This is a genomic window from Geodermatophilus nigrescens (genome assembly GCF_900129495.1).
In the GTDB taxonomy this organism is placed as follows: domain Bacteria; phylum Actinomycetota; class Actinomycetes; order Mycobacteriales; family Geodermatophilaceae; genus Geodermatophilus; species Geodermatophilus nigrescens.
The window spans coordinates 223,212-247,156 of sequence record NZ_FQVX01000003.1 but is presented as its reverse complement, the minus strand read 5'-3'; the positions used below and the strand labels follow the sequence as shown (position 1 = coordinate 247,156).

Below are 23,945 nucleotides of genomic sequence, written 5' to 3'. Positions count from 1 at the left end.
GTTCCCCGCCCCGGACCGCGCCGGTCAGGTGAAGACGCTGACACCACCAGGGCCCACGAGGAGCCCCACGACGATCAGCACGATCCCCCACAGCAGCTGCTTGCGGAGGATCGCGAAGATGCCGGCGACCACGAGGACGACGGCCAGGATCCAGAGCAGTGTCGCCACGGACACCACCTCCCTGCACGGGCGCCCGGCGGGCGCGTGTTCACGGAGTGTGCTCCGGCAGCGCGCGTCCTGCCTGGTGAGCGGGCCGGGACCGGTCCCGGTCCACCCGACCCGGTGACGCGGGGTGACCGGCCCTCCGCGCACGACGGCCGCCGTCCCCGGGGAGGGACGGCGGCCGCGGTGGGGTCGTGCCGGTCAGGCGGGGGTCAGGGCGCCAGCGTCGGGTCGCAGTCGCGCAGCAGCTGGGTGCAGCGCTCCTGCTCGTCGACCTCGCCGATCGCCTCGGCGGCCCGGGCGAGCACGGTGACGCAGCGCAGGAAGCCCCGGTTGGGCTCGTGCGACCACGGCACCGGGCCGTAGCCCTTCCACCCGTTCTTGCGCAGCGCGTCGAGGCCGCGGTGGTAGCCGGTGCGCGCGTAGGCGTAGGCCTCGATGGTGCGGCCGCCCTCGAGCGCGGCCTCGGCCAGGGCCGCCCAGGCGGCGCTGGCGCGGGGGTGGGCGGCGGCCACCTCGGCGGGGTCGGTGCCGGCGGCCAGCGCGGCCTCGGCCTCCGGGTCGCCGGGCAGCAGGGTGGCGGGCGGCTCGCCGAGCAGGTTGTGCGAGTGCGTCATGGCTCAGGCGCTCGGGCTCTGACCGGCCGACAGCAGGTCCTCGCACGCCTGCTGGACGCGCGCGGCCATCCCGGTCTCGGCGAGCTTCATGTAGGGCCGCGGGTCGTAGGCCTTCTTGTTGCCGACCTCGCCGTCGACCTTCAGCACGCCGTCGTAGTTGCTGAACATGTGGCCGGCGATCGGCCGGGTGAAGGCGTACTGGGTGTCGGTGTCGACGTTCATCTTCACCACGCCGTAGGACAGCGCCTCGCGGATCTCCGACTGCAGCGAGCCCGAGCCGCCGTGGAAGACGAAGTTGAACGGCTTGCTGCCCTCGGGCAGGCCGAGCTCCTGCGTGACGACCTCCTGGCCTTCCTTGAGGATCTCCGGCCGCAGCTTGACGTTGCCCGGCTTGTAGACGCCGTGGACGTTGCCGAAGGTGGCCGCGAGCAGGTAGACGCCGCGCTCGCCGAGGCCCAGGGCCTTCGCCGTGGACACGAAGTCGCCGGGGGCGGTGTAGAGCTTGTCGTTGATGTCGTGCGCGACGCCGTCCTCCTCGCCGCCGACGACGCCGATCTCCAGCTCGAGCACGATCTTGGCGGCCGCGCACTTGTCGATGAGCTCCTCGGCGATCTGGAGGTTCTCCTCCAGGTCGATCGCCGAGCCGTCCCACATGTGCGACTGGAACAGCGGCGCCTGGCCGGCGTCGACGCGGTCCTTGGACAGCGCGATGAGCGGGCGGACGTAGCTGTCGAGCTTGTCCTTCGGGCAGTGGTCGGTGTGCAGCGCGACGTTGACCGGGTACCTCTCGGCGACGACGTGCGCGAACTCGGCCAGCGCCACCGCGCCGGTGACCATGTCCTTCACCCGGGTGCCCGAGCCGAACTCGGCGCCGCCGGTGGAGAACTGGATGATGCCGTCGCTGCCCGCGTCGGCGAAGCCGCGCAGCGCCGCGTTGATCGTCTCGGACGAGGTGCAGTTGATCGCCGGGTAGGCGAAGCCGCCCTCCTTCGCCCGGCTGATCATGTCGGCGTAGACCTCGGGGGTCGCGATGGGCATCCGGGAACTCCTGTCGATCGACGCTGGGCGGCGTCAGTATCTCCCGGGCGCCGGACCCCCGACAGGCCCCCGTCTCACCCGCGGCGGCGGAGCACCTTGCCGGGGTTGAGGAGGCCGGCCGGGTCGAGCGCGTCCTTGATCCGGCGGTGCACGTCGAGGGAGACCTCGCCGACCTCGCGCTCGAGCCACTCGACCTTGAGCGAGCCGATGCCGTGCTCGCCGGTCACCGTGCCGCCGAGCGACAGCCCGAGCGCGAGGATGTCGTCGAACGCGGCGAACGCCCGGGCGCGCTGGCCGTCGTCGGCGGGGTCGAAGCAGATGGTCGGGTGCATGTTGCCGTCGCCGGCGTGCCCGACGACGCCGATCGTCAGCCCGCGGCGGACGGCGATCCCGTCGCAGCCGTCGAGGAACGCGGCGATCCGCGAGCGCGGCACGGCGACGTCGTCGATGAGGGTGGTGCCCAGCTGCTCCAGCGCGGGCAGCGCCATCCGGCGGGCGGCGAGCAGCAGGTCGCCCTCGGCCGGGTCGTCGGTGGAGTGCACCAGCTGCGCGCCGGCCTCCCGGCACAGCTGCGCCAGGGACTCGATCTCGGCGGCCGCCGCCGCTCCCCCGCTGTCGGACTGCGCCACCAGCAGGGCGTGCGCGTCGCGGTTGAGGTCGGCGTGCAGCAGGTCGTCGACGGCGCAGATGCAGGTGTTGTCCATGACCTCGAGCAGGCTCGGCACCAGGCCGGAGGTGACCACCCGCTCCACCACCTGGCCGGTCTGCGCCGTGGTGGCGAAGGTGGCCACCAGCGTGACCGGCCGCTGCGGCGCCGGGCGCAGGGCGAGCGTGGCCTCGGTGATCACGCCGAGCGTCCCCTCGGAGCCGACGAACAGCCGCGCCAGGTCGTAGCCCGCGACGCCCTTGACCGTGCGCCGGCCGGTGCGCAGCACCCGCCCGTCGGCGAGCACGACCTCCAGGCCCAGCACGTAGTCGGTGGTGACGCCGTACTTCACGCAGCACAGGCCGCCGGAGTTGGTGGAGAGGTTGCCGCCGATCGTGCACCAGTCGTAGCTGCTCGGGTCGGGCGGATAGAACAGCCCCGAGCCGGCGACGGCGTCGCGCAGCGCCTTGTTGACCACGCCGGGCTGCACGGCGGCGAGCCGGTCGGCCGGGGACACCTCGAGGACGGCGTCCATCCGCGTCATCACGAGGGTGATCGCGCCGTCGACGGCGTTGCTCGCGCCGGCCAGGCCCGAGCCCGCGCCGCGCGGGACGACGGGGACGCCGTGCCGCGCGGCGACCCGCAGAACGGCGGCGACCTCGTCGGTGCTGCGCGGGAACACGACCGCGGCCGGGGTACCGGCCTCGGCGAGCATCGCCTGGTCGCGGGCGTAGGAGGCGGTGACGTCGGGGTCGGTGCGCACGCCGTCGGACCCGAGCGCGGCGGTGAGCTCGTCGACCCACGCGGTGGCGAGTGTGGTCACCGCCACACCGTACGGCGGGGCGGCGCATGATCAGGTGACCTGATCGTGCTGCGTCCTGGCTCACGGTGGACGGTGAGCCAGGACGCGTGGGGGTGAGCCAGGACGGCGATGCGGCTAGTCGAGGCCGAGGTCGGCGAGGGTGAAGGCGGCGCGGTACTCCAGGCCGGCGGCCTCGACGGCGGCCCGCCCGCCGCGGTCGACGATCACGGCGACGGCGATGACCTCCGCGCCCGCCTCCTGCAGCGCCTCGACGGCGGCCAGCGGGCTGCTGCCGGTGGTGGAGACGTCCTCGACGACGAGCACCGACCGCCCCTCGACGTCGGGGCCCTCGATGCGGCGCTGCAGGCCGTGCGCCTTGCCCGCCTTGCGCACGACACAGGCGTCGAGGAACCCCTCGCCGTCGGCCGCGGCGTGCAGCATCGCCGTCGCCACGGGGTCCGCGCCCAGGGTGAGCCCGCCGACGACGTCGTAGCGCAGGTCGCCGGTGAGCTGGCGCATCACCCGGCCGACCAGCGGGGCGCCCTCGTGGTGCAGCGTGAGCCGGCGCATGTCGATGTACCAGTCGGCCTCCTGGCCGGAGGACAGCGTGACCCGCCCGTGCACGACGGCGAGGTCGACGATCAGCTCGAGCAGGCGGTCGCGGTCGGGCAGGACGGCCGGTGCGGTCATGGAGGCGACCCTAGGCAGCGGCCACGAGCCGTGCCCGGCCCGGCACACGGCGAGGGCCGCCGCCCGACCGGGGGGAGTGGTCGGACGGCGGCCCGTCGGGGACCCCGTCACGCGGACGGGGAGCGGGGTCAGCCGGCGGCGGGGGCCAGCACCTGGTCGACGATGTAGACGGTGGCGTTCGCCGTCTGCACGTTGCCGCAGATGACCGAGGCGGGGGTGCCGGTCACGGTCTGGGCCACGGTGAAGTTCTCGCCCGAGCCCTCGATGGTCACCTCGTCGCCGGCCACGGTGGTGTGGGTGCCGGCGAGCTGGTCCGGGGAGAGCCGGCCCGGGATGACGTGGTGGGTGAGGATCTGCGTCAGCACGGCGTTGTCGGCCAGGACCGCCTGCAGCTGGTCCTGCGGGATCGCCTCGAAGGCCGGGTTGGCCGGGGCGATGACGGTGATGTCCGGCGTGGTGTTCAGGGTGTCGACCAGGTTGGCCTGGGTGACGGCCTGCACCAGCGTGGACAGCACCGGGTTGTTGCTGGCGGCGGTGGCGACCGGGTCGTCGGTCATGCCGGTGAAGCTGCCCTCGCCGTCGGCGGGGACGGCGCTGCAGCCGGCGCCGAAGGGCTCGTCGGACATCATGTCGGAGCCGCTGGTGCTCTCCATGCCCTCCTCGGAGCCCGACGAGGTCTCGCTGCTGCTGTCGCTGCTGGGCGAGGCCGAGCCCTCGCTGGCGGTGCCGCTGTCGTCCGAGCCGCAGGCGCTCAGGGTGACGGCCAGCGTGGAGGCGGTGGCCAGCAGGACGCCGCGGGTCAGGGTGCTCTTCACGTCGGGTGTGCTCCTCGTGTCGTCGTGCTCGTCCGTTCGGGGACCGGGTGGTCCCCGCGGTGGTCCCTCCCGGCCCGTGCGAGGGGTCGGGAGAGGCGTCTGCGGCGCGGGTGGCCGAGACGGTCTGTGGGGGATGTGTGCCCTGCCGGCCGGCTGCCGGCGGGGCGGGGACCGCTACCTCGCGATCACCCGGATGGAGTGCAGGCCGCTCGCCCCGTTCGGGAAGGGCGTGGCCCGCTGGTCGGTCTGCACCTCGCCGTCGGCCGCGGTGGCCCGGACGGTGAGCTGGTAGGAGCCGGGCGCGAAGTCGTACGGGAGCACCCACTGGCGCCACAGGTCGGCGTCGGCCTGCGGGGCGAGCTCGGCCTCCTGCCACTCGCCCTCGTCGACCCGCACCTCGACCCGGGCGATGCCGCGGGTCTGCGCCCAGGCGACGCCGGCGATCGGGCGGCGCCCGGCGTCGAAGGCGCGCAGCGGGGCGGGGGTGTCGATCCGCGAGGCGAGCTTGATCGGCGCCTGCACGGCCCAGTCGCGCTCGACCCAGTAGGCGTCGAAGGCGTCGAAGGTGGTGGCCTCGATGCCGGTCATCCACTTGCAGGCCGACACGTAGCCGTAGAGGCCGGGGATCAGCATCCGCACCGGGAAGCCGTGCTCCACGGGCAGCGGCTCGCCGTTCATCCCGAAGGCGATCATCGCGTCCTCGACATCGAGGGCCGCACGGGTCGGGGCGCCGATCGTCATGCCGTCCACCGACCGGCACAGCAGCTGGTCGGAGTCGCCGGAGACGCCGTGCTCGCGGAGGAACGCGCCCAGCGGGATGCCGATCCAGCGGGCGGTGCCGGCGAGCCCGCCGCCGACCTCGTTGGAGACGCAGGTCAGCGTGATGTCGCGCTCGATGACGTCGTCGCGCTCGAACAGGTCGGCCAGCGTGTGGGTGCGCGGGGAGTCGAACATGCCGGTCAGCTCGAGCCGGTAGTCGGCCGGGCGGACCTGCGGCACGGTGATCGCGGTGTCGACCCGGTAGAAGTCGCGGTTGGCGGTGAACAGCGGCGTCACGCCCTCGACGCGCTCGGCGAGGTCGGCGCCCCGGGGCAGGGCCGCGGCCCGCGACGACGGCGTCGGCAGGGTGAGCTCGCCGCGGGCGTTGCCGACGTCGAAGCGCCGCTGCAGCAGCCGGCCGCCGCCCCCGGTGACCGCGGCGGCGCCGAGCGCGACCCCACCGGTGAGGAAGAACCGGCGGCGGTCCATGCCGGTGCCCTTGCGGTCGGCCATCGACAGGGCACCGCGCAGGCGCTCCATCACGTCGGCGTCGTCGTCCCGCGCGGCCGGCACCGTGGCCGGCGCGGGGGCCGGGGCCGTGGTGGGCAGCGTGAGGGGGGCGAGCAGCGCGAGCAGGGCGACGGCCCCGGTGACGGCGCCGGCCACCGAGGGCAGCGCGTCGAGGACGCCACCGGCGGGGCGGCTGACGGCGGCCGCAGCGCCCAGGAGCCCGAAGAGCGCGATCCCGGCGACGCCGGCCCGGCGGGACCGCAGCGAGACCAGGCCGACGACCAGCGCGTACAGCGCCACGACCACCAGCGTGCCGACGACCAGGGCGATCTTGTCGTTCTCGCCGAAGGTGCGGATGGCGAACTGCTTCACCGGCTCGGGCACGAGGGTGATGACCGTGTCGCCGACGGCGACGACCGGCGAGGACGCCGGCCCGACCAGCCCGGCGACGAGCTCGGCCACGCCGAGGGCCACGGCGGCGGCCAGCAGGCCGGCCAGCGCGGCGAGCAGCCGGCGCGGGCCGCGACGGGCGGGGATCGGGTCCCCGTCCGGTCCGGTGGCCGGCGCGGGGGCCTGCTCGGTGGTCGTCATGCCCTGGGTTCGGGACGATCCGGCGAGCGGTTCACCGATCCCGGTCACGATGGGGTAACGGAGTCGAGCCGTACGGTCACGTCGCCCCCTCCTCCGTCGCGCGCCATCGGATGTCGCACCACACATCCCCTCGGTGGAGTCACTCAAACCAGCGGGCCCGCCCGTTCCCCCGTACGGGGAGCGGGCGGGCCCGGAGGACACCGCGCGGGTCAGCGGCTGCGGGCGCGCTCCCAGCCGCGGTAGCGGTACCAGTCGTTCGACGGCTTGAGGGCGAGGGCGACGATGCCGGCCGCGATGAGCAGCGTCTGCAGCAGCGACAGCGTGGTGAGCAGCCCCGTGGTGCCGGGACCGGCGAGCCCGATCAGCCCGGAGAGCACGGCCAGGCCGCCGAGCACCCAGAGGACGATCCGGGCCCAGTTGCGCCCCTGCCAGGCGAACCAGATGAACAGCAGCTGCAGGCCGATGAAGACCAGCGCCACCACGACACCGGCGGTGATCGCGCCCGCGCCGGCGACGTCGGTGATGCCGTCGTAGTCGGCCGGGTCGAGGCCCTGGTCGATGAGCGCCTGGTCGACGAGCTCGTCGAACTGGGCGAAGGTGACGATCGCGCCGATGACCCCCAGCAGGGTGCTGAGGAGGAAGGCGCCGATGCCGAACCGCACCGTCTGCGGGCGCGCGACGGGCGTCGGGGCGCCCCACGCGTCCGGCGCCTGCGGCGCGGAGCCGTAGCCCCCGTACTGCTGCCCGTACTGCTGGCCGGGGGGCTGCTGCCCGTACGGCTGGCCGTACTGCTGGCCGTACGGCTGCTGCTGGCCGTACGGCGGCTGCTGCTGCCCCCACGGCTGCTGCTGGCCGTAGGGCGGCTGCTGGCCCGGGCCGGGACCCCAGCCCTCCTGCCCGGGCGGGCCCTGTCCTGCGGTCATGTCTCGCCTCCTGTGCGGGGCCCCGGGCCGGCCTGTCCCGGCCGGGGTCCGCGGCGATGATCGCCGACCCCGGGCGGCGGGACCAGCCCCCGCGCAGACGCGGGCCCGCCGCCTCCCCCGGAGGGGAGACGGCGGGCCCGGGAGCTCACTGCGCGCGGGAGACGGTCAGCCCGCTGTCGGCGTCGACGACGTCGGCCGGCCAGTCGACGACGACGCCGTCGCCGTCGCGGATGTCACCGGCGAGCAGCGCCCGGGCGAGCGGGTCGCCGATCGCCGACTGCACCAGCCGGCGCAGCGGCCGGGCGCCGTACACGGGGTCGAACCCGTTGAGCGCGAGCCACTCGCGGGCGGCGTCGGTGACCTGCAGGGTCAGCCGGCGGGCGGCCAGCCGGCGGGCGAGCACGCCCACCTGGATGTCCACGATGCCGGCCAGCTCGTCGCTGCCGAGGGCCCGGAACACCACGACGTCGTCGAGCCGGTTGAGGAACTCCGGCTTGAAGTGCGACCGGACGACGTCCATGACGGCGGCGCGGCGCGCCTCCTCGGGCAGCGACTGGTCGGCGATGACCTGCGACCCGAGGTTCGACGTCAGGATCAGGATCGTGTTGCGGAAGTCCACGGTGCGGCCCTGGCCGTCGGTGAGCCGGCCGTCGTCGAGGACCTGCAGCAGCACGTCGAAGACGTCGGGGTGCGCCTTCTCCACCTCGTCGAGCAGCACGACCGTGTAGGGCCGCCGCCGCACCGCCTCGGTGAGCTGGCCGCCGGCCTCGTAGCCGACGTAGCCGGGGGGCGCACCGACGAGGCGCGCCACCGAGTGCTTCTCGGAGTACTCGCTCATGTCGATGCGGACCATCGCCCGCTCGTCGTCGAACAGGAACTCCGCGAGCGCCTTGGCCAGCTCGGTCTTGCCGACGCCGGTGGGCCCGAGGAAGAGGAACGAGCCCGTGGGCCGGTCGGGGTCGGCGATGCCCGACCGCGCGCGGCGGACGGCGTCGGAGACGGCGCGGACGGCGTCGGGCTGGCCGACCACCCGGCGGCCGAGCTCGTCCTCCATCCGCAGCAGCTTCTGCGTCTCGCCCTCGAGGAGCCGGCCGGCGGGGATGCCGGTCCAGGCCTGCACGACCTCGGCGATGTCGTCGGGGCCGACCTCCTCCTTGAGCATGGACGCCTGCGCGGCGACGTCGTCCTCCGCGGTGGCGAGCGCCTTCTCCAGCTGCGGCATCCGGCCGTAGCGGAGCTCGGCGACGCGGGCGAGGTCGCCCTCGCGCTCGGCCCGCTCGGACTCGGTGCGCAGCCGCTCGAGCTCCTCCTTCACCTGCTGGATCCGGACGATCGCGCCCTTGTCCTGCTGCCAGCGGGCGGTCAGCTCGGCGAGCTCCTGCCGCCGGTCGGCCAGGTCGCTGCGCAGCACCGCGAGACGGTCGAGGGAGGCGGGGTCGTCCTCCTTCGCCAGCGCCATCTCCTCGATCTCCATGCGCCGCACGGCGCGCTCGACCTCGTCGACCTCGACCGGACGGCTGTCGATCTCCATGCGCAGCCGGCTGGCGGCCTCGTCGACCAGGTCGATCGCCTTGTCGGGGAGGAAGCGGGCCGTGACGTACCGGTCCGACAGCGTGGCGGCGGCGACGATCGCGGCGTCGGTGATCCGGACGCCGTGGTGGACCTCGTAGCGCTCCTTGAGCCCGCGCAGGATGCCGATCGTGTCCTCGACCGAGGGCTCGCCGACGAACACCTGCTGGAAGCGGCGCTCGAGCGCCGGGTCCTTCTCGATGTGCTCGCGGTACTCGTCGAGCGTGGTGGCGCCGACCATCCGCAGCTCGCCGCGGGCCAGCATCGGCTTGATCATGTTGCCGGCGTCCATGGCGGAGTCGCCGGTGGCGCCGGCCCCGACGATGGTGTGCAGCTCGTCGATGAAGGTGACCACCTGGCCCTCGGCCTCGGTGATCTCCTGCAGCACGGCCTTCAGGCGCTCCTCGAACTCGCCGCGGTACTTCGCGCCGGCCACCATCGCGCCGAGGTCGAGCGCCATCAGCCGCTTGCCCTTGAGGCTCTCGGGGACGTCGCCGGCGACGATGCGCTGGGCCAGGCCCTCGACGATCGCCGTCTTGCCGACGCCGGGCTCACCGATGAGGACCGGGTTGTTCTTGGTGCGGCGGGAGAGCACCTGCACGACGCGGCGGATCTCGGCGTCGCGGCCGATCACCGGGTCGATGCGGCCCTCGCGGGCGCGCTCGGTGAGGTCGACGGCGAACTTCTCGAGCGCCTGGAAGGTGCTCTCCGGGTCGGCGGTGGTGACCTTCCGGTTGCCGCGCACGGTGCGGAACGCGGCGAGCAGCGTGTCGCGGGTGGCGCCGGCGCTGGTGAGCACGGCGGCCGCCTCGCCCTCGGACCCGGCGAGCCCGACCAGGAAGTGCTCGGTGGAGACGTACTCGTCCCCCAGCGCGCTCGCCTGCTCGCCGGCGGCGTTGACCACGCGCAGCAGCTCGCGGGAGGCGGACGGGGCCTGGACGGTGGCGCCGCTGACGCTGGGCAGGCGGCGCAGCGCGGCCTCGGCCTTGGCCCGGACGTCGGCCGGGTCCGCGCCGACGGCGGTGAGCAGGGGGCCGGCGATGCCGTCGGTCTGCTGCAGCAGGGCGACGAGCAGGTGCAGGGGCTCCAGGGCGGCCTGCCCCCGGTCGACCGCCAGCCGCTGGGCGGCCGCGAACGCCTCCTGCGAACGGGTGGTCAGCTTGTGCTCCATGGTGGGTGCGGATCGTCCTCTCGTCGGCGGCGCCGGGGGCACTGTCCCGGCGGACGGCGTGTCGACAGGTCCAACGGAGCAGGAGTTGAGTCTGTTCCGCTCAACCTCCGCGGACACCGGCGACCCGAAAGGGGTGTGCGCCGACACAACTGCATGCCGCGCGACACGGTTGTCCCTACACTCGAACGCATGACGCAGACCGGCGAGGAAGCCGCCCTCCCCGCTCCCAGCGTGGCGCTGGACGACCAGCTGTGCTTCGCGCTGTACGCCGCCTCGCGGGCGATGACCGCCCGTTACCGGCCGATGCTCGAGGAACTGGGGCTGACCTATCCCCAGTACCTGGTCATGATGCTGCTCTGGGAGGAGGACCAGCAGACGGTCGGCCAGCTCGGCCACCGGCTGGCCCTCGACAGCGGCACGCTGTCCCCGCTGCTCAAGCGGCTGACGGCCGCCGGCCTGGTCACCCGCCACCGCCGCGTCGAGGACGAGCGCTCGGTCGCCATCGCCCTCACCGACTCCGGCCGGGCGCTGCGCGAGCGGGCCTACGCCATCTCGCAGGACATGATCTGCGCGCTCAGCATGGGCGTCGAGGAGTTCTCCGACCTCAAGCAGACCCTCAACGTGCTCACCCACCGGGTCAACGAGGCGCCGCGCTCGCTCTGACGGGCCGGTGGGTTGCCCGCAACCCACCGGGGTAGGGCGCGGGGGTCCGACGCCGGTCAGCAGTGCCGGCCCCTCCGTCCGGAAGGCAGCCATGCCCACGCGCACCGCACGCACCGCCTGGAACGGCACGCTCGAGCAGGGCTCCGGCCAGGTCGAGCTCTCCAGTTCGAAGGCCGGCACGTTCGAGGTGAACTTCCCCAAGCGTGCCGCCGACGAGGCCGGTGGCACGACCAGCCCCGAGGAGCTGGTGGCCGCGGCCCACTCCGCGTGCTTCGCCATGCAGCTGTCGGCCAACATCGCCCAGGCCGGCGGCACGCCGCAGGCCCTCGAGGTCAGCGCCGACGTCTCGCTCGGCCCGGACCAGGCCAACGGCGGCTTCAGGCTGACGGGCATCACGCTCACCGTCCGGGGCGAGGTCGACGGGCTCGACGCGGCCGGCTTCGAGAAGGCCGCACAGGAGGCCAAGGCCGGCTGCCCGGTCAGCAAGGCGCTCGCCGGTGTGGAGATCACGCTGGACGCCGCGCTCGACTCCTGATCCCCCGCACGACGAGAGGGCCCGCTCCCCCACCGGGGAGCGGGCCCTCTCGTGTGTCGCGCGGGCTCAGCGGGCGGTGCCCACCGCCGGGTCGTCGGCGAGCGCGGGCTCGGACTCGCGGCGCAGCCGCTCCTCGCCCGTCTCCGTGCGCAGCGCGACCTCGCGGATCAGCAGGATCGCCGCGACGGCGGCCACCGCGATGACGGCGGACACCAGGAAGATCCGCCCGGTCGCGTCGCCGTAGGAGACCTCGATGAGCCGGCGGATCGGCTCCGGCGCGTCGGCGAGGTCGGCCAGGCCCACGGAGCCCGAACCCGAACCGGCGGCGGCCAGCTCCGGCGGCAGGCCGGCGGCGATGAGGGTGGAGACCCGGCTGCTCAGTACGGCGCCGAGGACCGAGACGCCGATCGTGCCGCCGAGGCTGCGGAAGAAGGCGACGGCGGAGCTGGCCGCACCCAGGTCGGAGGCGGCCACGGTGTTCTGCACGGCCAGCACCAGGTTCTGCATCGTCATGCCGATGCCGACACCGAGCACGAACAGGAAGACGCCGAGCAGGACCATGTCGGTCTCGTGGTCGATGGTGGCCAGCAGGCCGAAGCCGGCGACGACCAGGATCGACCCGGCCACGAGGAACCGCTTCCACCGGCCGGTGCGGGTGATGAGGATGCCCGACACGGTCGAGGAGACGAGCAGGCCGCCGACCATCGGGATGGTGAGCAGGCCGGCCGCCGTCGGCGAGTAGCCGCGGGAGATCTGCAGGTACTGGCCGAGGAAGACCGTGGAGCCGAACATCGCCACACCGATGGCGACGCTGGCGACGATCGCGAGCGTCGTCGTCCGGTCGCGGAACAGGCGCAGCGGGACGATGGGCTCGGCCGCGCGCAGCTCGGTGACGAGGAAGGCGACGATCGCGAGCACGCTGCCGCCGAGGAACAGGGCGGTCTCCAGGGAGGCCCAGGCGAACTGGTTCCCGGCGAGGGTGACCCAGATGAGCAGCCCGGAGACACCGGCGGTCAGGAAGGCCGCGCCGAGGTAGTCGATGCGCACCCGCCGCTTGGTGACCGGCAGGTTCAGCGTGCGCTGCAGCAGCACCAGGGCGACGACGGCGAACGGGACGCCGACGTAGAAGCACCAGCGCCAGCCGAGCCAGCTGGTGTCGACGAGCAGGCCGCCGAGCAGCGGGCCGCCGACGGTGGCCACCGCCATGACGCCGCCGAGCAGGCCGGAGTACCGCCCGCGCTCGCGGGGGCTGATCATCGCGGCCATCGCGATCTGCACGAGCGCCTGCAGGCCGCCGAGCCCGAGGCCCTGCAGCACGCGCCAGCCGATCAGCGTGCCGACCGACTGCGACAGGCCCGCCAGCATCGAGCCGACGATGAAGACGACGATCGACAGCTGGATGAGCAGCTTCTTGCTGAACAGGTCCGAGAGCTTGCCCCAGATCGGCGTGGACGCCGTCGACGCGAGCAGGGTGGCGGTGACCACCCACGTGTACTGGCTCTGACTGCCGCGCAGGTCGGTGATGATCGTGGGCAGGGCGTTCGAGACGACGGTCGAGGACAGGAACGCCACGAACATCGCCAGCAACATCCCCGAGAGGGCCTCGAGGATCTGGCGGTGGGTCATGCGGCCCTGTTGCTCGGCGGGCGCCTCGGTGGGAGATCCCGGCCCGGTGGCGGGCTCGCGGGTGGTGGTCACGGTGGTGCTCCTGGTCGGTTCGGGACGGGGTGCGGCGGACTGCGCGGGGGTGGGGCGCGGGGTCACGCGGGAGCCCCCGCGTGCGGACGGGGGACGGCGGCGCGGTCGAGGTCGGCGGCGAGCCGCTCGAGCAGGTCGCCGAGGCGGGCGGCCTCCTCCTCGGTCCAGCCGGCGAGGGCCTCGGCGGCCCACTCCGACCGGACGGCGCGCGTCTGGGCGATCGCGGCGGACCCGGCGGGGGTGAGCCCGATGAGGCTGGCGCGGCCGTCGTGCGGGTCGGGCCGGCGCTCCACGAGGCCGGACCGCTCGAGGGCCGCGACCTGGCGGCTGGCGACCGACACGTCGACGCCGACCTGGGCGGCCAGCGCGCTGCAGCGCTGCTCGCCGTCGCGCTCGAGCGGCGCGAGCAGCGCCCAGCCGAAGGAGGGCAGGTCGCCGTGGACGGCGTCGGCGGCGCGGGCGGAGACGTGCCGGCCGCTGCGCAGCAGGCGGGCGATGCCGGCGGTCAGCCGGTCCCGGGTGGCGGGAGTGAGGGGCATGGCGTCCTCGGGGTGGTGCGATGAGTGCAGACTGCAACCATACATCCGGTTGGTTGTTGTCTGCAACCAGCTACCCCGTGCACCTGTTCCCACACGCGACGACGGCGCCCGGACCTCGGGGGTCCGGGCGCCGTCACAGCATGGGTTCGGCGGTCAGCGCCGGGTGGTCACGGCCTCTCCCGCGTCGGCGGGGTCGGCGGCGGCCTGCGCCTCACGGGCCTCCCCGAGCCGGTTGAACCGGCCGAGCAGGTCGGCGAGCGTGGTGACGTCGTCGGCCGGCCAGTCGGACATGTCGCTCTCCCAGCGGGCCCGGCGCACGTCGCGGATCCGCGCCAGCCGCGCGGCGCCGTCGGGCGAGGGGCGCAGCACCTGGGCGCGGCCGTCGGCCGGGTCCGGCTCGCGGTCGACCATGCCGAGCGCGACCAGCGAGGCCACCTGCCGGCTGACCGTGCTCTTGTCGAGCCCGAGCCGCGCGACGAGGTCGCTGGCGCGCAGCGGGCCGGCGTCGGCCAGCAGCGCGAGCAGGCCGTAGGCCGCGCCGTCGAGGTCGGGGTGCAGCTCGCGCGCCAGGCGCGCGGAGATGGCGCGGGAGCGCCGCAGCAGCAGGCCGATCTCGCGCTCGAGCCGCACGAAGGTCGCGTGCAGGTCGTCGTCCACGTCCTCCTGCACGACGGCGCCGCCCGCCGGGTTCCCGCTCACCGCGGCTCCCGCGGCCGCCAGACCACGAGCGCCGAGCTCGCCCGGCGCAGCGGGACGAGGTCGGCGCGGCCGAAGGCGGTCCCGAAGCCGGAGGCCGCCGACTCGGCGGCGGCCGCCCGGCGCTCGGCGTCCTCGACCTCGCCGAGCAGCTCGTGCACGCGGCGCTGCAGCGCATCGACCTGCGACTCCAGGTCGATGATCCGCTTGATGCCGGCGAGGTTCACGCCGTCCTCCTGGGACAGCCGCTGGACCTCCCGCAGCAGCGCGACGTCGCGCGGGCTGTAGCGGCGCCCGCCGCCGGCGGTGCGGCCCGGGGTGACCAGGCCGAGCCGGTCGTACTGGCGCAGCGTCTGGGCGTGCATGCCGGCCAGCTGGGCCGCCACCGAGATGACGAAGACGGGTGCGTCCTCGGCCACCGCCCGCGCGCCGTCGGAGTGGCGGCGCTCCCCGGCGCCGGGGGCGCTCACCGGGTGCCCCCGCGCTCACCGCCACGGTCGACGGCGGCGGTGATCTGCGGCCGCGGGTCGCCGAGCTCGGCGTCGAGGGTCTTGAGCGCCCGCTCCCCCTCGGCCGACAGCCGCTGCGGGACGGCGACCTCGACGGTGACCAGCAGGTCGCCGGAGCGGCCGCGGCCGGGGACGCCCCGCCCGCGCACGCGCAGCGTGCGGCCGCTCGCGGTGCCCGCGGGCACCTTGAGGGTCACGTTGCCGTCGAGCGTGGGCACGGTCAGCGTCGTGCCGAGCACCGCCTCGGGGAAGGTGACGGGCACGGTGAGCGTCAGGTCGTCGCCCCGGCGGCCGAAGAGCTCGTGGTCGCTGACGTGCACGACGACGAACAGGTCACCGGCCGGGCCGCCGCGCCGTCCCGGGGCGCCCTTGCCGGCCAGCCGGATGCGCTGGCCGTCCTTGACGCCCGCGGGGATCCGCACGGTGATGGTGCGGGTCTGCGTGGTCACGCCGTTGCCGGCGCAGGTCGGGCACGGGTCGTCGACCACCTGGCCGGTGCCGCGGCAGTTGCGGCACGGCTCGGAGAAGGCGAACGCCCCCTGGCTGCGGCTGGTGACGCCGGCGCCGCCGCAGACCTCGCAGGTGTGCGGCGACGTGCCGGGCTTCGCGCCGCTGCCGGCGCAGGTGGGGCAGGTGCCCGGGCTCTGCATCCGCAACGGCACGGTGACGCCGAGGACGGCCTCGTCGAACGACAGGGTCGCCTCGGTCTCGACGTCCTGGCCCCGGGCCGGCCCGGACGCCGCCTGCGAGCGGGCCCGGGCCGAGCCGGGGGCGGCACCGGTGGCGCCGCCGCCGAAGAGGTTGCCGAAGATGTCGCCGATGCCGCCGGCCCCGCCGCGCGCGGCACCGCCCGCGGCGCCGAAGAGGTCGCCGAGGTCGAACGGCTGGCCGCCGCCCGCGCCGCCGCCCGGGAACCCGCCGGGGAAGCCGGCCCGGGCCCCGGCGCCGCCGGAGCCGAACAGCCGCCGGGCGTCGTCGTACTCGGCGCGCCGCTTGGGGTCGCTGAGCACGTCGTAGGCCTCGGAGACCTCCTTGAACCGGGCCTCGGCGTCGGCGTTGCCGGGGTTCTTGTCCGGGTGCAGGTCCCGCGCGAGCTTGCGGTACGCCTTCTTGATCTCCGCGGCGTCGGCGCCCTGGGAGACGCCGAGCGCCCCGTAGTAGTCCTTCTCGATGAAGTCCCGAGTGCTCATCGGGCGCCTCCTCCCCTCGGGGTCTCCACGAACGGTCCGGGGCCGGTCAGCCGGCGGCCGGGGTCTCCCCCGGCGCACCGCCGTCGGCCGGCGCGTCGGCGGGGGCCGCGGGAGCCGCGGCGGCGCCGGACGGCTCGCTCACCGAGACCATCGCGGTGCGCAGCACGCGCTCGCCCCGCCGGAAACCCTGCCGCAGGACCGTCGTCGCGGTCGGCACCGTCACCTCGTCGGACGTGTCGTGCAGGACGGCCTCGTGCAGCGCGGGGTCGAACGGGTCGCCCGCGACGCCGAAGGACTCCACGCCCAGGCCGTCGAGCAGGCCCAGGACGCGGTCGGCGACCACCTTGAAGGCGCCGGTGAGGTCGCCGTGGTCCCGCGCCCGCTCGATGTCGTCGACGATCGGGAACAGCTGGGCGGCGAACCGCTCGGCGGCTTGGTCGACGACCAGGCCGCGGTCGCGGTCGACGCGCCGCCGGTAGTTGGCGTACTCGGCCGTGACCCGCTGGAGGTCCTCGGTCCGCTCGGTCAGCTGGCGGGCGAGGTCGCCGTCGCCGGTGGCCGGGACGGCCTCCTGCGCGGTCACCTCGGGGCCGGCGGCCGTGTCGTTCTCGGTCATGCGCTCCCCTGGCGATGGGTGGGCTGTCGGTGCCGGGCCCGGCGGGGCGCCGGCCGGCTGCTCGCCGGCCGGCGCCCGCACCGCGCCGCTGACGGGGTCGATCCGCCGCTTGTCACGGATCACGACCCGCGGCTGCTCGTCCCCCTGGCTCATCGGCGGTCGGTGTCCTCGTCGACGATCTCGGCGTCGACGACGTCGTCGTCGGCGGCCGTGGCGCCACCGGCACCGGTACCGGCTCCGGCCGCACCGGCCCCGCCGGGGGCACCCTCACCGGGAGCGCCGGCCTCGGCCTGCTGGGCGTAGAGCGCCCCGCCGACCTCCTGCGAGATGCGCGCGACCTTCTCCTGCGCCGACTTGATCGCGGCGATGTCGGAGCCGCCGAGGGCGGAGCGCAGCTCGGTCAGCGCCTCGCCGAGCTCGTCCTTCTTGTCGGCCGGGATGCGCTCGCCGTTCTCCGCGAGGAACTTCTCGGTCTGGTACTGCAGCGACTCCGCCAGGTTGCGGGTCTCGGCCTCGTCGCGGCGGCGCTTGTCCTCCTCGGCGTGGGCCTCGGCGTCGCGCATCATCCGCTCGATGTCCTCCTTGGGGAGGGCCGAGCCGCCGGTGATGGTCATCGACTGCTCCTTGCCCGTGCCCAGGTCCTTGGCGGACACGTGCACGATGCCGTTGGCGTCGATGTCGAAGGCGACCTCGATCTGCGGGACGCCGCGGGGCGCCGGGGGCAGACCGGTCAGCTCGAACATGCCGAGCTTCTTGTTGTACATCGCCATCTCGCGCTCGCCCTGGAACACCTGGATCTGCACGGACGGCTGGTTGTCGTCGGCCGTCGTGAAGATCTCGGAGCGCTTGGTCGGGATCGTGGTGTTGCGCTCGATGAGCTTGGTCATGATCCCGCCCTTGGTCTCGATGCCGAGGGACAGCGGGGTGACGTCGAGGAGCAGGACGTCCTTGACCTCGCCCTTGAGGACACCGGCCTGCAGCGCGGCGCCGATGGCGACGACCTCGTCGGGGTTGACGCCCTTGTTGGGCTCCTTGCCGCCGGTCAGCTCGCGGACCAGGTCGCTGACGGCCGGCATGCGGGTCGAGCCACCCACCAGGACGACGTGGTCGATCGCGCCGACGGAGATGCCGGCGTCACGGATCGCCTGGTTGAACGGCGCGCGGGCGCGGTCGAGCAGGTCCTGCGTGAGGCGCTGGAACTCGGCGCGGGTCATCGTGACGTCGAGGTGCAGCGGGCCCTCGGCGCCGGCGGTGATGTAGGGCAGGTTGACGTTGGTCGACTGCGCGCCGGACAGCTCGATCTTGGCCTTCTCGGCGGCCTCGCGGAGGCGCTGCATGGCCAGCTTGTCCTTGGACAGGTCGATGCCGTTCTGGGCGTTGAACGTCTGCACCAGGTGCTTGACGACGCGCTCGTCCCAGTCGTCGCCACCGAGGTGGTTGTCACCGGCGGTGGCCTTCACCTCGATGACGCCCTCGCCGATCTCGAGCAGCGAGACGTCGAACGTGCCGCCGCCGAGGTCGAAGACGAGGATCGTCTGCTCGGTCTCGCCCTTGTCCAGGCCGTAGGCCAGCGCGGCCGCGGTGGGCTCGTTGACGATGCGCAGGACGTTGAGGCCCGCGATCTCACCGGCCTCCTTGGTGGCCTGGCGCTGCGCGTCCTCGAAGTAGGCCGGGACGGTGATGACGGCGTCGGTCACCGGCTCGCCCAGGTAGGTCTCGGCGTCGCGCTTGAGCTTCTGCAGGACGCGGGCGCTGATCTCCTGCGGCGTGTACTGCTTGCCGTCGATCTCGGCGGTCTTCCACGTCGTGCCCATCTCGCGCTTGACCGAGCGGATGGTGCGGTCGACGTTGGTGACGGCCTGGTTCTTGGCCGACTGGCCGACGAGGACCTCGCCGTTCTTGGCGAAGGCGACGACCGAGGGCGTGGTGCGCGAGCCCTCGCTGTTGGCGATGACCGTCGGCTCGCCGCCCTCCAGGACGGTGACGACGGAGTTGGTGGTCCCGAGGTCGATACCGACCGCTCGTGCCATGGAGCTGGCTCCTCTTCCGTGTGCGTGCGGGTGGTGCGCTGGGTCTGCTGGGGGTCGGCCGAGGGACCTCCGACCGCCTTGCGCGGGGTCCGCTCAACTTTCCTGCCCACCGTAACGGCAGACCCGCGGGCGGTGTTCCCCGCCCTCCCCCACCTCTCCCCCGTGACACGCCCCACACCGCCGGCCGTCGCAGCACGATCAGGCCGCCTGATCGTGCTGCGTCCTGGCTCACCGCCGACCGTGAGCCAGGAGGCGCTGGGGTGAGCTAGGACGCCGGACGGGCGCCCGCGTCGTCGGCCTCGGCGGGTCGACCGGCGGGACGGTGGACGACGACGAAGCGACGCACCCCGTCGAACGGGGCGGCGAGCAGCGCGGTCAGGCGCGCACGGAGGTCGGCACGAGCCCCCGGACCGACGTCGGCCTGCGTGAGGCGCACCACCCGGATCCCGAGCTCCCGCAACTGGTCCTCGCGGCGCTTCTCCCGCCAGAGGACCTCCCCGGGGTCCCGGCCGCCGTGGGGCTCGGAGTACTTCACCCGACCGTCGAACTCCACGGCGACCGCGGCCTCCTCGTACCAGCCGTCCACCCGGGCGACGAAGCCCCGCGGACCGTGCACCTCGGCCTGCAGGTCGGGAGCCGGCAGGCCCGCCGCCAGCAGCGCCAGGCGCCCACGCGTCTCCAGCGGCGACTCCGCCCGGCCGTCCGCGAGGCCGAGCGCCCGCGCGGCGTCCCCGATGCCCAGCCAATGCGTCGCGCGGAGCACCGCCGCACGCAGGTCCGCCGGGCCGACGAGGCGCCCGTGCAGAGCGGCGTCCATGGCGATGACGGAGTCGGTCAGGTCCCACTCGCGAGCACAGTCGACGAGCGTCCGCGCCGGCGTCGTCACGGGGAGTCCGTGCACCGATCCGACCTCCGCGGCCGCCAGGGACGCGCGCGCGACGACGTAGCCGCGCCCCCGCCGCCACTGCCCCTCGTCCGTCAACCGGACGACCGCCTCGGCGTCGCGGGGCAGGACGACGCCGTGGAGCCGCGCGGCCGAGGCGTGGCTGACGACGGGGCCCGCGCCCAGGGAGGCCAGCACCGCGAAGCAGTCGACGGCGTGACGGCGCCGGTCGTCTCCTTCCGCGTCGCGCAAGTCCCGGGCCTGGATGTAGACGCCGCGACGCAAGCGACACCAGCGGCGGGCGCTGAGCTCCGCCCGGATCTCGTCGGGGCGGTAGCCGGCAGCCACGGCCTCACGAGCGGTGAAGACGCCGGACCTCGGTTCGGCGACGCGCGCCAGCTCGGGATGCATGGCGGGAGTCTCGGGCCATCCGGGCGGCCGCCGAGCCCACCGCAGCCATCTGTGGACACCGCCCGGACGGCGTCCTGGCTCACCGCAGCGCGTCCTGGCTCACCGCCGACCGCGAGCCAGGACGCAGCACGATCAGGCAGCCTGATCGTGCTCTCGGCGCGGCGGGCGTGAGCCGGGTCACCTCCGCGGCCCCGGCGGCGCGCGTGGAACGGACGGCGGGTCTGTTCCACCGCGGCGAAGGTGCAGGTCAGCGCGCCGCCACAGCTACATCCGGCACGGTGCCGAGCCGCCCCGACGGGGCGCGGCGCATCGGGTTACCGGCGAGTAACCTGACCTCCGGCCAGCTATCGTGCTGGGCTGCGCGGGCACAGGCGCCCGCGCGCGATCCGCCGCCGGTCACACGCACCGGTGACGGCGGCGAGACCGCCTCTCGCCGTCCGTGGCGGACGAGCCAACCGACGCCGCGAGGCGTGGGGAGAGGGAATCATGACGGGCCCCCTGCAGATCGTGCTCGGCACGATCAGCGTGCTGTTCTTCATCGTCTCGGTCGTCCTGGCCTACCGGGCCGTGCGCGCCATGGTGCGGATCATCCGCACCGGCCAGCCGGACTCCACCCGGAACGGGCCGGTCGGCCCGCGGCTGAAGACGCTCGTGGTCGAGTCGCTCGGCCACACCCGGATGCTCAAGTGGTCGGCCATCGGCGCCGCCCACTGGTTCGTCTTCGTCGGCTTCTACGGCCTGTTCCTCACGCTGGTCGAGGCCTTCGGCGAGGTCTGGGACCCGGCCTTCCACCTGCCGCTCATCGGCGAGTGGGGCCTGTGGAACCTCTTCGCCGACGTCATCGGCACCGGCACGATCCTCGGGATCCTGTACCTGATCTACCGGCGCCAGAAGGACCACCCGCGCCGGCAGGGCCGCAGCAGCCGCTTCGCCGGCTCCAACGAGGGCCGCGGCTACTTCGTCGAGGCCGTCGTCCTCACCGTCGGCGTCTGCATCCTGCTGATCCGCGCGCTCAAGGTCTCCTCGGACCTCACCGAGGCCCCCACCTGGTCACACCCGGTCGCGAGCCTGCTGGCCACCGTGCTGCCCGACAGCCCCGACCTGCTCAGCGTCGTCGCCTTCGTGAAGATCGTCGTCTCGCTGACCTGGCTGGTCGTCATCAGCCGGATCCTCAACATGGGCGTCGCCTGGCACCGGTTCAGCGCCTTCTTCAACATCTACTTCAAGCGGAACGACGACGGCACCGTCGCCCTCGGCCCGCTGCAGCCCATGACCTCGAACGGCAAGCCGATCGACTTCGAGGACCCGGGCGAGGACGACGTCTTCGGTCGCGGCAAGATCGAGGACTTCACCTGGAAGGGGATGCTCGACTTCACCACCTGCACCGAGTGCGGGCGGTGCCAGAGCCAGTGCCCTGCCTGGAACACGGGCAAGCCGCTGTCTCCCAAGATGGTGATCATGGACCTGCGGGACCACCTGTACGCCAAGGCCCCGTACCTGCTCGGTGAGAAGACGGCGTCGGAGACCGCGCCGGACTACGACGTCCTGAAGCCGAGCGACGAGCAGGTCTGGTCCTCCGGCTACGCCCGCATCGAGGGCACCAACGACGCGCAGGCGCACCGGCCGCTCGTCGGCACGCTGGAGGAGGGCGGGGTCATCGACCCCGACGTCCTGTGGAGCTGCACCAACTGCGGCGCCTGCGTCGAGCAGTGCCCGGTCGACATCGAGCACATCGACCACATCGACGACATGCGCCGCTACCAGGTGCTGATCGAGTCCAACTTCCCGTCCGAGGCCGGCGTGATGCTGCGCAACCTCGAGAACCGCGGCAACCCCTGGGGCGTCAGCCCGAGCACCCGCGAGGACTGGATCAAGGAGATGGACTTCGAGGTGCGGATGGCCGACGGCCCGCTGCCCTACGACGTCGAGTACCTGTTCTGGGTCGGCTGCGCCGGCGCCATCGATGACCGCGCCAAGAAGGTCACCAAGGCCGTCGCGGAGCTGCTGCACACCGCCGGCGTCGAGTTCGCCGTCCTGGGCTCGGGCGAGACCTGCTCGGGCGACCCGGCCCGCCGCATGGGCAACGAGTTTGTCTTCCAGATGATGGCGCAGGAGAACGTCGAGACCCTCAACGGCGTCTTCGAGGGCCGCGTGCCGGGCACCCGCAAGATCGTCACCACCTGCCCGCACTGCTTCAACTCGCTGGGCAAGGAGTACCCGCAGGTCGGCGGCGAGTACGAGGTCGTGCACCACACGCAGCTGCTCAGCCAGCTGGTGGAGGAGGGCCGGCTCACCCCGGTCACCCCGGTCGACCGCAAGGTCACCTACCACGACCCGTGCTTCCTCGGCCGGCACAACAAGGTCTACACGCCGCCGCGGGAGATCCTCGACAGCGTGCAGGGCCTCTCCACCCAGGAGATGCACCGCTGCAAGGACCGCGGCTTCTGCTGCGGCGCCGGCGGCGCGCGCATGTGGATGGAGGAGAAGATCGGCAAGCGGATCAACGTGGAGCGCACCGAGGAGGCCCTCGGCCTCGACCCGGACGTCATCTCCACCGCCTGCCCGTTCTGCATCACGATGCTGTCGGACGCCCTGACGTCGAAGAAGCAGAACGGCGAGGCCGCCGAGCACGTCGAGGTCCTCGACGTCAGCCAGATCCTGCTGCGCTCGATGGCCCCGGTCGGCACGCCCGGCACCGAGCACGGCGCCGAGGTGGGCACCGCCGACGACGACGTCGCCGGCACCGGCTCGGCCGCCACCGGGCACGGCCAGGCCTAGCCCGCACCGCGCACCACCCCGACGGACGCCGTCGGCGAGGCAGCCCCTCGCCGGCGGCGTCCGTCGTCTGCAGGGGCCCGCGCTCCGGTAGAACACGCGTCGTGCTGCTGCACCTGAGGGTCACCGTCCCGCCGGACCGCACCGACGACGTCCGGGACCTGTTCGAGCGCTGCCCCGGGACGGCCCACCTCGCCGTGTTCCCCGGCTCCTCGCTCGACCCGCCGGGCGACCTGTTCCTCGTCGACGTCGCCCGGGAGTCCGCCGACGCGCTGGTCGCGGGCCTGCGGCGGCTGCACGTCGACCGCGACGGCGGGATCACCATCGAGACCGTCGACACCGCCGTCTCCGCCCGCGCCGAGCGCGCCGAGGAGGAGGCGCCCGGCGACGGCTCTGACGCCGTCGTGTGGGAGCAGGTGGTGCGGACGACGGCGGCCGACTCGTCGCTGTCGGTCTCCTACCTGGCCTTCCTCACCATCGCGACGCTGCTCGCGGCGGTGGCCATCGTCAACGACTCGGCGATCCTGGTGATCGGGGCGATGGTGCTCGGGCCGGAGTTCGCGCCGCTGGCCGGGCTCGCCGTGGCGCTCGTGCACCGGCGCCGGGGCATCGCGCGCACGGCCGCCAAGGCACTCGTCGTCGGCTTCGCCGTGGCGATCGCCGTCACCGCGCTGGTCACCCTCGCCGGCCGCGGGCTGGGCTGGTTCGGCCCGGAGGTGCTCGCCATGGAGCGCCCGCAGACCGGGTTCATCACCCGGCCCGACCGCTGGTCGGTCGTCGTCGCGGTGCTGGCCGGCATCGCCGGGGTGCTGTCGCTGACCTCGGCCAAGAGCAGCGCGCTGGTCGGCGTGTTCATCTCCGTCACGACCGTCCCCGCGGCCGCCGACATGGCGGTGGCGCTGGCCCTGGGCGGCGGCACCGAGTTCTGGCGGGCGACGGCGCAGCTGGGGATCAACCTCGCCGGCATCCTCGTCGCCGCGGTGGCCACCCTGGCGCTGCAGCGGGCGCTGTGGCGGCGGGTGCCGCAGGTCGTGCCGCGGCTGGAAGCGACGGACGGCGCCCGGCTGCACGTCTGAGGCGGTTGCACGCTGCACCCAGTGGCGGGCG

General features: G+C 73.9%; 21 protein-coding genes. 4 read left to right on the top strand and 17 right to left on the bottom strand.

Annotated features, from left to right (window positions below):
* Positions 1-24: 24 nt before the first annotated feature.
* The 9 genes from BUE37_RS23920 to clpB all read right to left on the bottom strand — a co-directional run bounded on the left by BUE37_RS23920 (position 25) and on the right by clpB (position 10,293).
* Positions 25-168 carry a GPGG-motif small membrane protein gene (locus tag BUE37_RS23920; protein ID WP_175562899.1) on the bottom strand — a complete coding sequence of 48 codons (144 nt, stop codon included), beginning with the start codon at positions 166-168 and terminating at the stop codon, positions 25-27.
* A gap of 206 nt (positions 169-374) precedes the next feature.
* On the bottom strand, positions 375-779 hold the full coding sequence (locus BUE37_RS14810) for a DUF3151 domain-containing protein (protein ID WP_073421051.1): 405 nt from the start codon (positions 777-779) through the stop codon (positions 375-377).
* Positions 780-782: 3 nt separating this feature from the next.
* Complete coding sequence (fbaA, locus tag BUE37_RS14805; RefSeq protein WP_073421049.1) at positions 783-1,817, bottom strand: class II fructose-bisphosphate aldolase; 1,035 nt, start codon at positions 1,815-1,817, stop codon at positions 783-785.
* A gap of 74 nt (positions 1,818-1,891) precedes the next feature.
* Entirely contained in the window at positions 1,892-3,286 is a 1,395-nt protein-coding gene (locus BUE37_RS14800; protein WP_073421894.1) for an FAD-binding oxidoreductase, read from the bottom strand.
* A gap of 114 nt (positions 3,287-3,400) precedes the next feature.
* On the bottom strand, positions 3,401-3,955 hold the full coding sequence (gene pyrE / locus BUE37_RS14795) for an orotate phosphoribosyltransferase (RefSeq protein WP_217651277.1): 555 nt from the start codon (positions 3,953-3,955) through the stop codon (positions 3,401-3,403).
* Positions 3,956-4,083: 128 nt separating this feature from the next.
* Complete coding sequence (locus BUE37_RS14790; protein ID WP_073421048.1) at positions 4,084-4,770, bottom strand: fasciclin domain-containing protein; 687 nt, start codon at positions 4,768-4,770, stop codon at positions 4,084-4,086.
* A 174-nt stretch (positions 4,771-4,944) separates the two neighbouring features.
* The gene (locus tag BUE37_RS14785; protein WP_083628709.1) at positions 4,945-6,630 is read right to left on the bottom strand and encodes a molybdopterin-dependent oxidoreductase; all 1,686 of its coding nucleotides are present in this window, start codon (positions 6,628-6,630) and stop codon (positions 4,945-4,947) included.
* Between the two features lie 209 nt (positions 6,631-6,839).
* The gene (locus BUE37_RS14780; protein ID WP_073421046.1) at positions 6,840-7,553 is read right to left on the bottom strand and encodes a hypothetical protein; all 714 of its coding nucleotides are present in this window, start codon (positions 7,551-7,553) and stop codon (positions 6,840-6,842) included.
* Positions 7,554-7,698: 145 nt separating this feature from the next.
* Positions 7,699-10,293: an ATP-dependent chaperone ClpB gene (gene clpB / locus BUE37_RS14775; protein ID WP_073421044.1), complete on the bottom strand. Its 2,595-nt coding sequence runs from the start codon at positions 10,291-10,293 to the stop codon at positions 7,699-7,701.
* Between the two features lie 189 nt (positions 10,294-10,482).
* Here clpB and BUE37_RS14770 point away from each other — a divergent pair, with 189 nt between their 5' ends.
* Together BUE37_RS14770 and BUE37_RS14765 are read left to right on the top strand one after the other, a co-directional pair.
* Complete coding sequence (locus BUE37_RS14770) at positions 10,483-10,956, top strand: MarR family winged helix-turn-helix transcriptional regulator (RefSeq protein ID WP_175562898.1); 474 nt, start codon at positions 10,483-10,485, stop codon at positions 10,954-10,956.
* A 91-nt stretch (positions 10,957-11,047) separates the two neighbouring features.
* Complete coding sequence (locus BUE37_RS14765; RefSeq protein ID WP_073421041.1) at positions 11,048-11,491, top strand: OsmC family peroxiredoxin; 444 nt, start codon at positions 11,048-11,050, stop codon at positions 11,489-11,491.
* A gap of 66 nt (positions 11,492-11,557) precedes the next feature.
* Here BUE37_RS14765 and BUE37_RS14760 read toward each other — a convergent pair whose 3' ends face one another.
* The 8 genes from BUE37_RS14760 to BUE37_RS14725 form a co-directional block, all read right to left on the bottom strand.
* Positions 11,558-13,189, bottom strand: coding sequence for an MFS transporter (locus BUE37_RS14760; RefSeq protein ID WP_245794621.1), 1,632 nt, complete (start codon positions 13,187-13,189; stop codon positions 11,558-11,560).
* A 62-nt stretch (positions 13,190-13,251) separates the two neighbouring features.
* Positions 13,252-13,728 carry a MarR family winged helix-turn-helix transcriptional regulator gene (locus tag BUE37_RS14755; protein ID WP_073421040.1) on the bottom strand — a complete coding sequence of 159 codons (477 nt, stop codon included), beginning with the start codon at positions 13,726-13,728 and terminating at the stop codon, positions 13,252-13,254.
* Positions 13,729-13,881: 153 nt separating this feature from the next.
* The gene (locus tag BUE37_RS14750; protein ID WP_245794620.1) at positions 13,882-14,427 is read right to left on the bottom strand and encodes a MarR family winged helix-turn-helix transcriptional regulator; all 546 of its coding nucleotides are present in this window, start codon (positions 14,425-14,427) and stop codon (positions 13,882-13,884) included.
* Positions 14,424-14,894, bottom strand: coding sequence for a heat shock protein transcriptional repressor HspR (locus BUE37_RS14745; RefSeq protein ID WP_073421038.1), 471 nt, complete (start codon positions 14,892-14,894; stop codon positions 14,424-14,426). The genes BUE37_RS14750 and BUE37_RS14745 overlap by 4 nt, the downstream gene beginning before the upstream one ends.
* The gene (gene dnaJ / locus BUE37_RS14740) at positions 14,891-16,123 is read right to left on the bottom strand and encodes a molecular chaperone DnaJ (RefSeq protein WP_073421036.1); all 1,233 of its coding nucleotides are present in this window, start codon (positions 16,121-16,123) and stop codon (positions 14,891-14,893) included. The genes BUE37_RS14745 and dnaJ overlap by 4 nt, the downstream gene beginning before the upstream one ends.
* 46 nt (positions 16,124-16,169) lie before the next feature.
* Entirely contained in the window at positions 16,170-16,739 is a 570-nt protein-coding gene (grpE, locus tag BUE37_RS14735; RefSeq protein ID WP_245794619.1) for a nucleotide exchange factor GrpE, read from the bottom strand.
* A 149-nt stretch (positions 16,740-16,888) separates the two neighbouring features.
* Positions 16,889-18,769, bottom strand: a complete 1,881-nt coding sequence (dnaK, locus tag BUE37_RS14730) for a molecular chaperone DnaK (RefSeq protein WP_073421033.1) — start codon at positions 18,767-18,769, stop codon at positions 16,889-16,891.
* A gap of 265 nt (positions 18,770-19,034) precedes the next feature.
* Complete coding sequence (locus tag BUE37_RS14725; RefSeq protein ID WP_073421031.1) at positions 19,035-20,063, bottom strand: type IV toxin-antitoxin system AbiEi family antitoxin domain-containing protein; 1,029 nt, start codon at positions 20,061-20,063, stop codon at positions 19,035-19,037.
* A gap of 486 nt (positions 20,064-20,549) precedes the next feature.
* On the opposite strand from BUE37_RS14725, the gene BUE37_RS14720 reads away from it, so the two are divergent.
* A complete protein-coding gene (locus BUE37_RS14720; protein ID WP_073421030.1) occupies positions 20,550-22,841 on the top strand; it encodes a (Fe-S)-binding protein in 2,292 nt (763 codons plus the stop codon).
* Between the two features lie 101 nt (positions 22,842-22,942).
* Positions 22,943-23,914 (top strand): DUF389 domain-containing protein, encoded by a 972-nt coding sequence (locus BUE37_RS14715; protein ID WP_217651276.1) that lies wholly within the window; start codon positions 22,943-22,945, stop codon positions 23,912-23,914.
* Positions 23,915-23,945 lie beyond the last annotated feature (31 nt).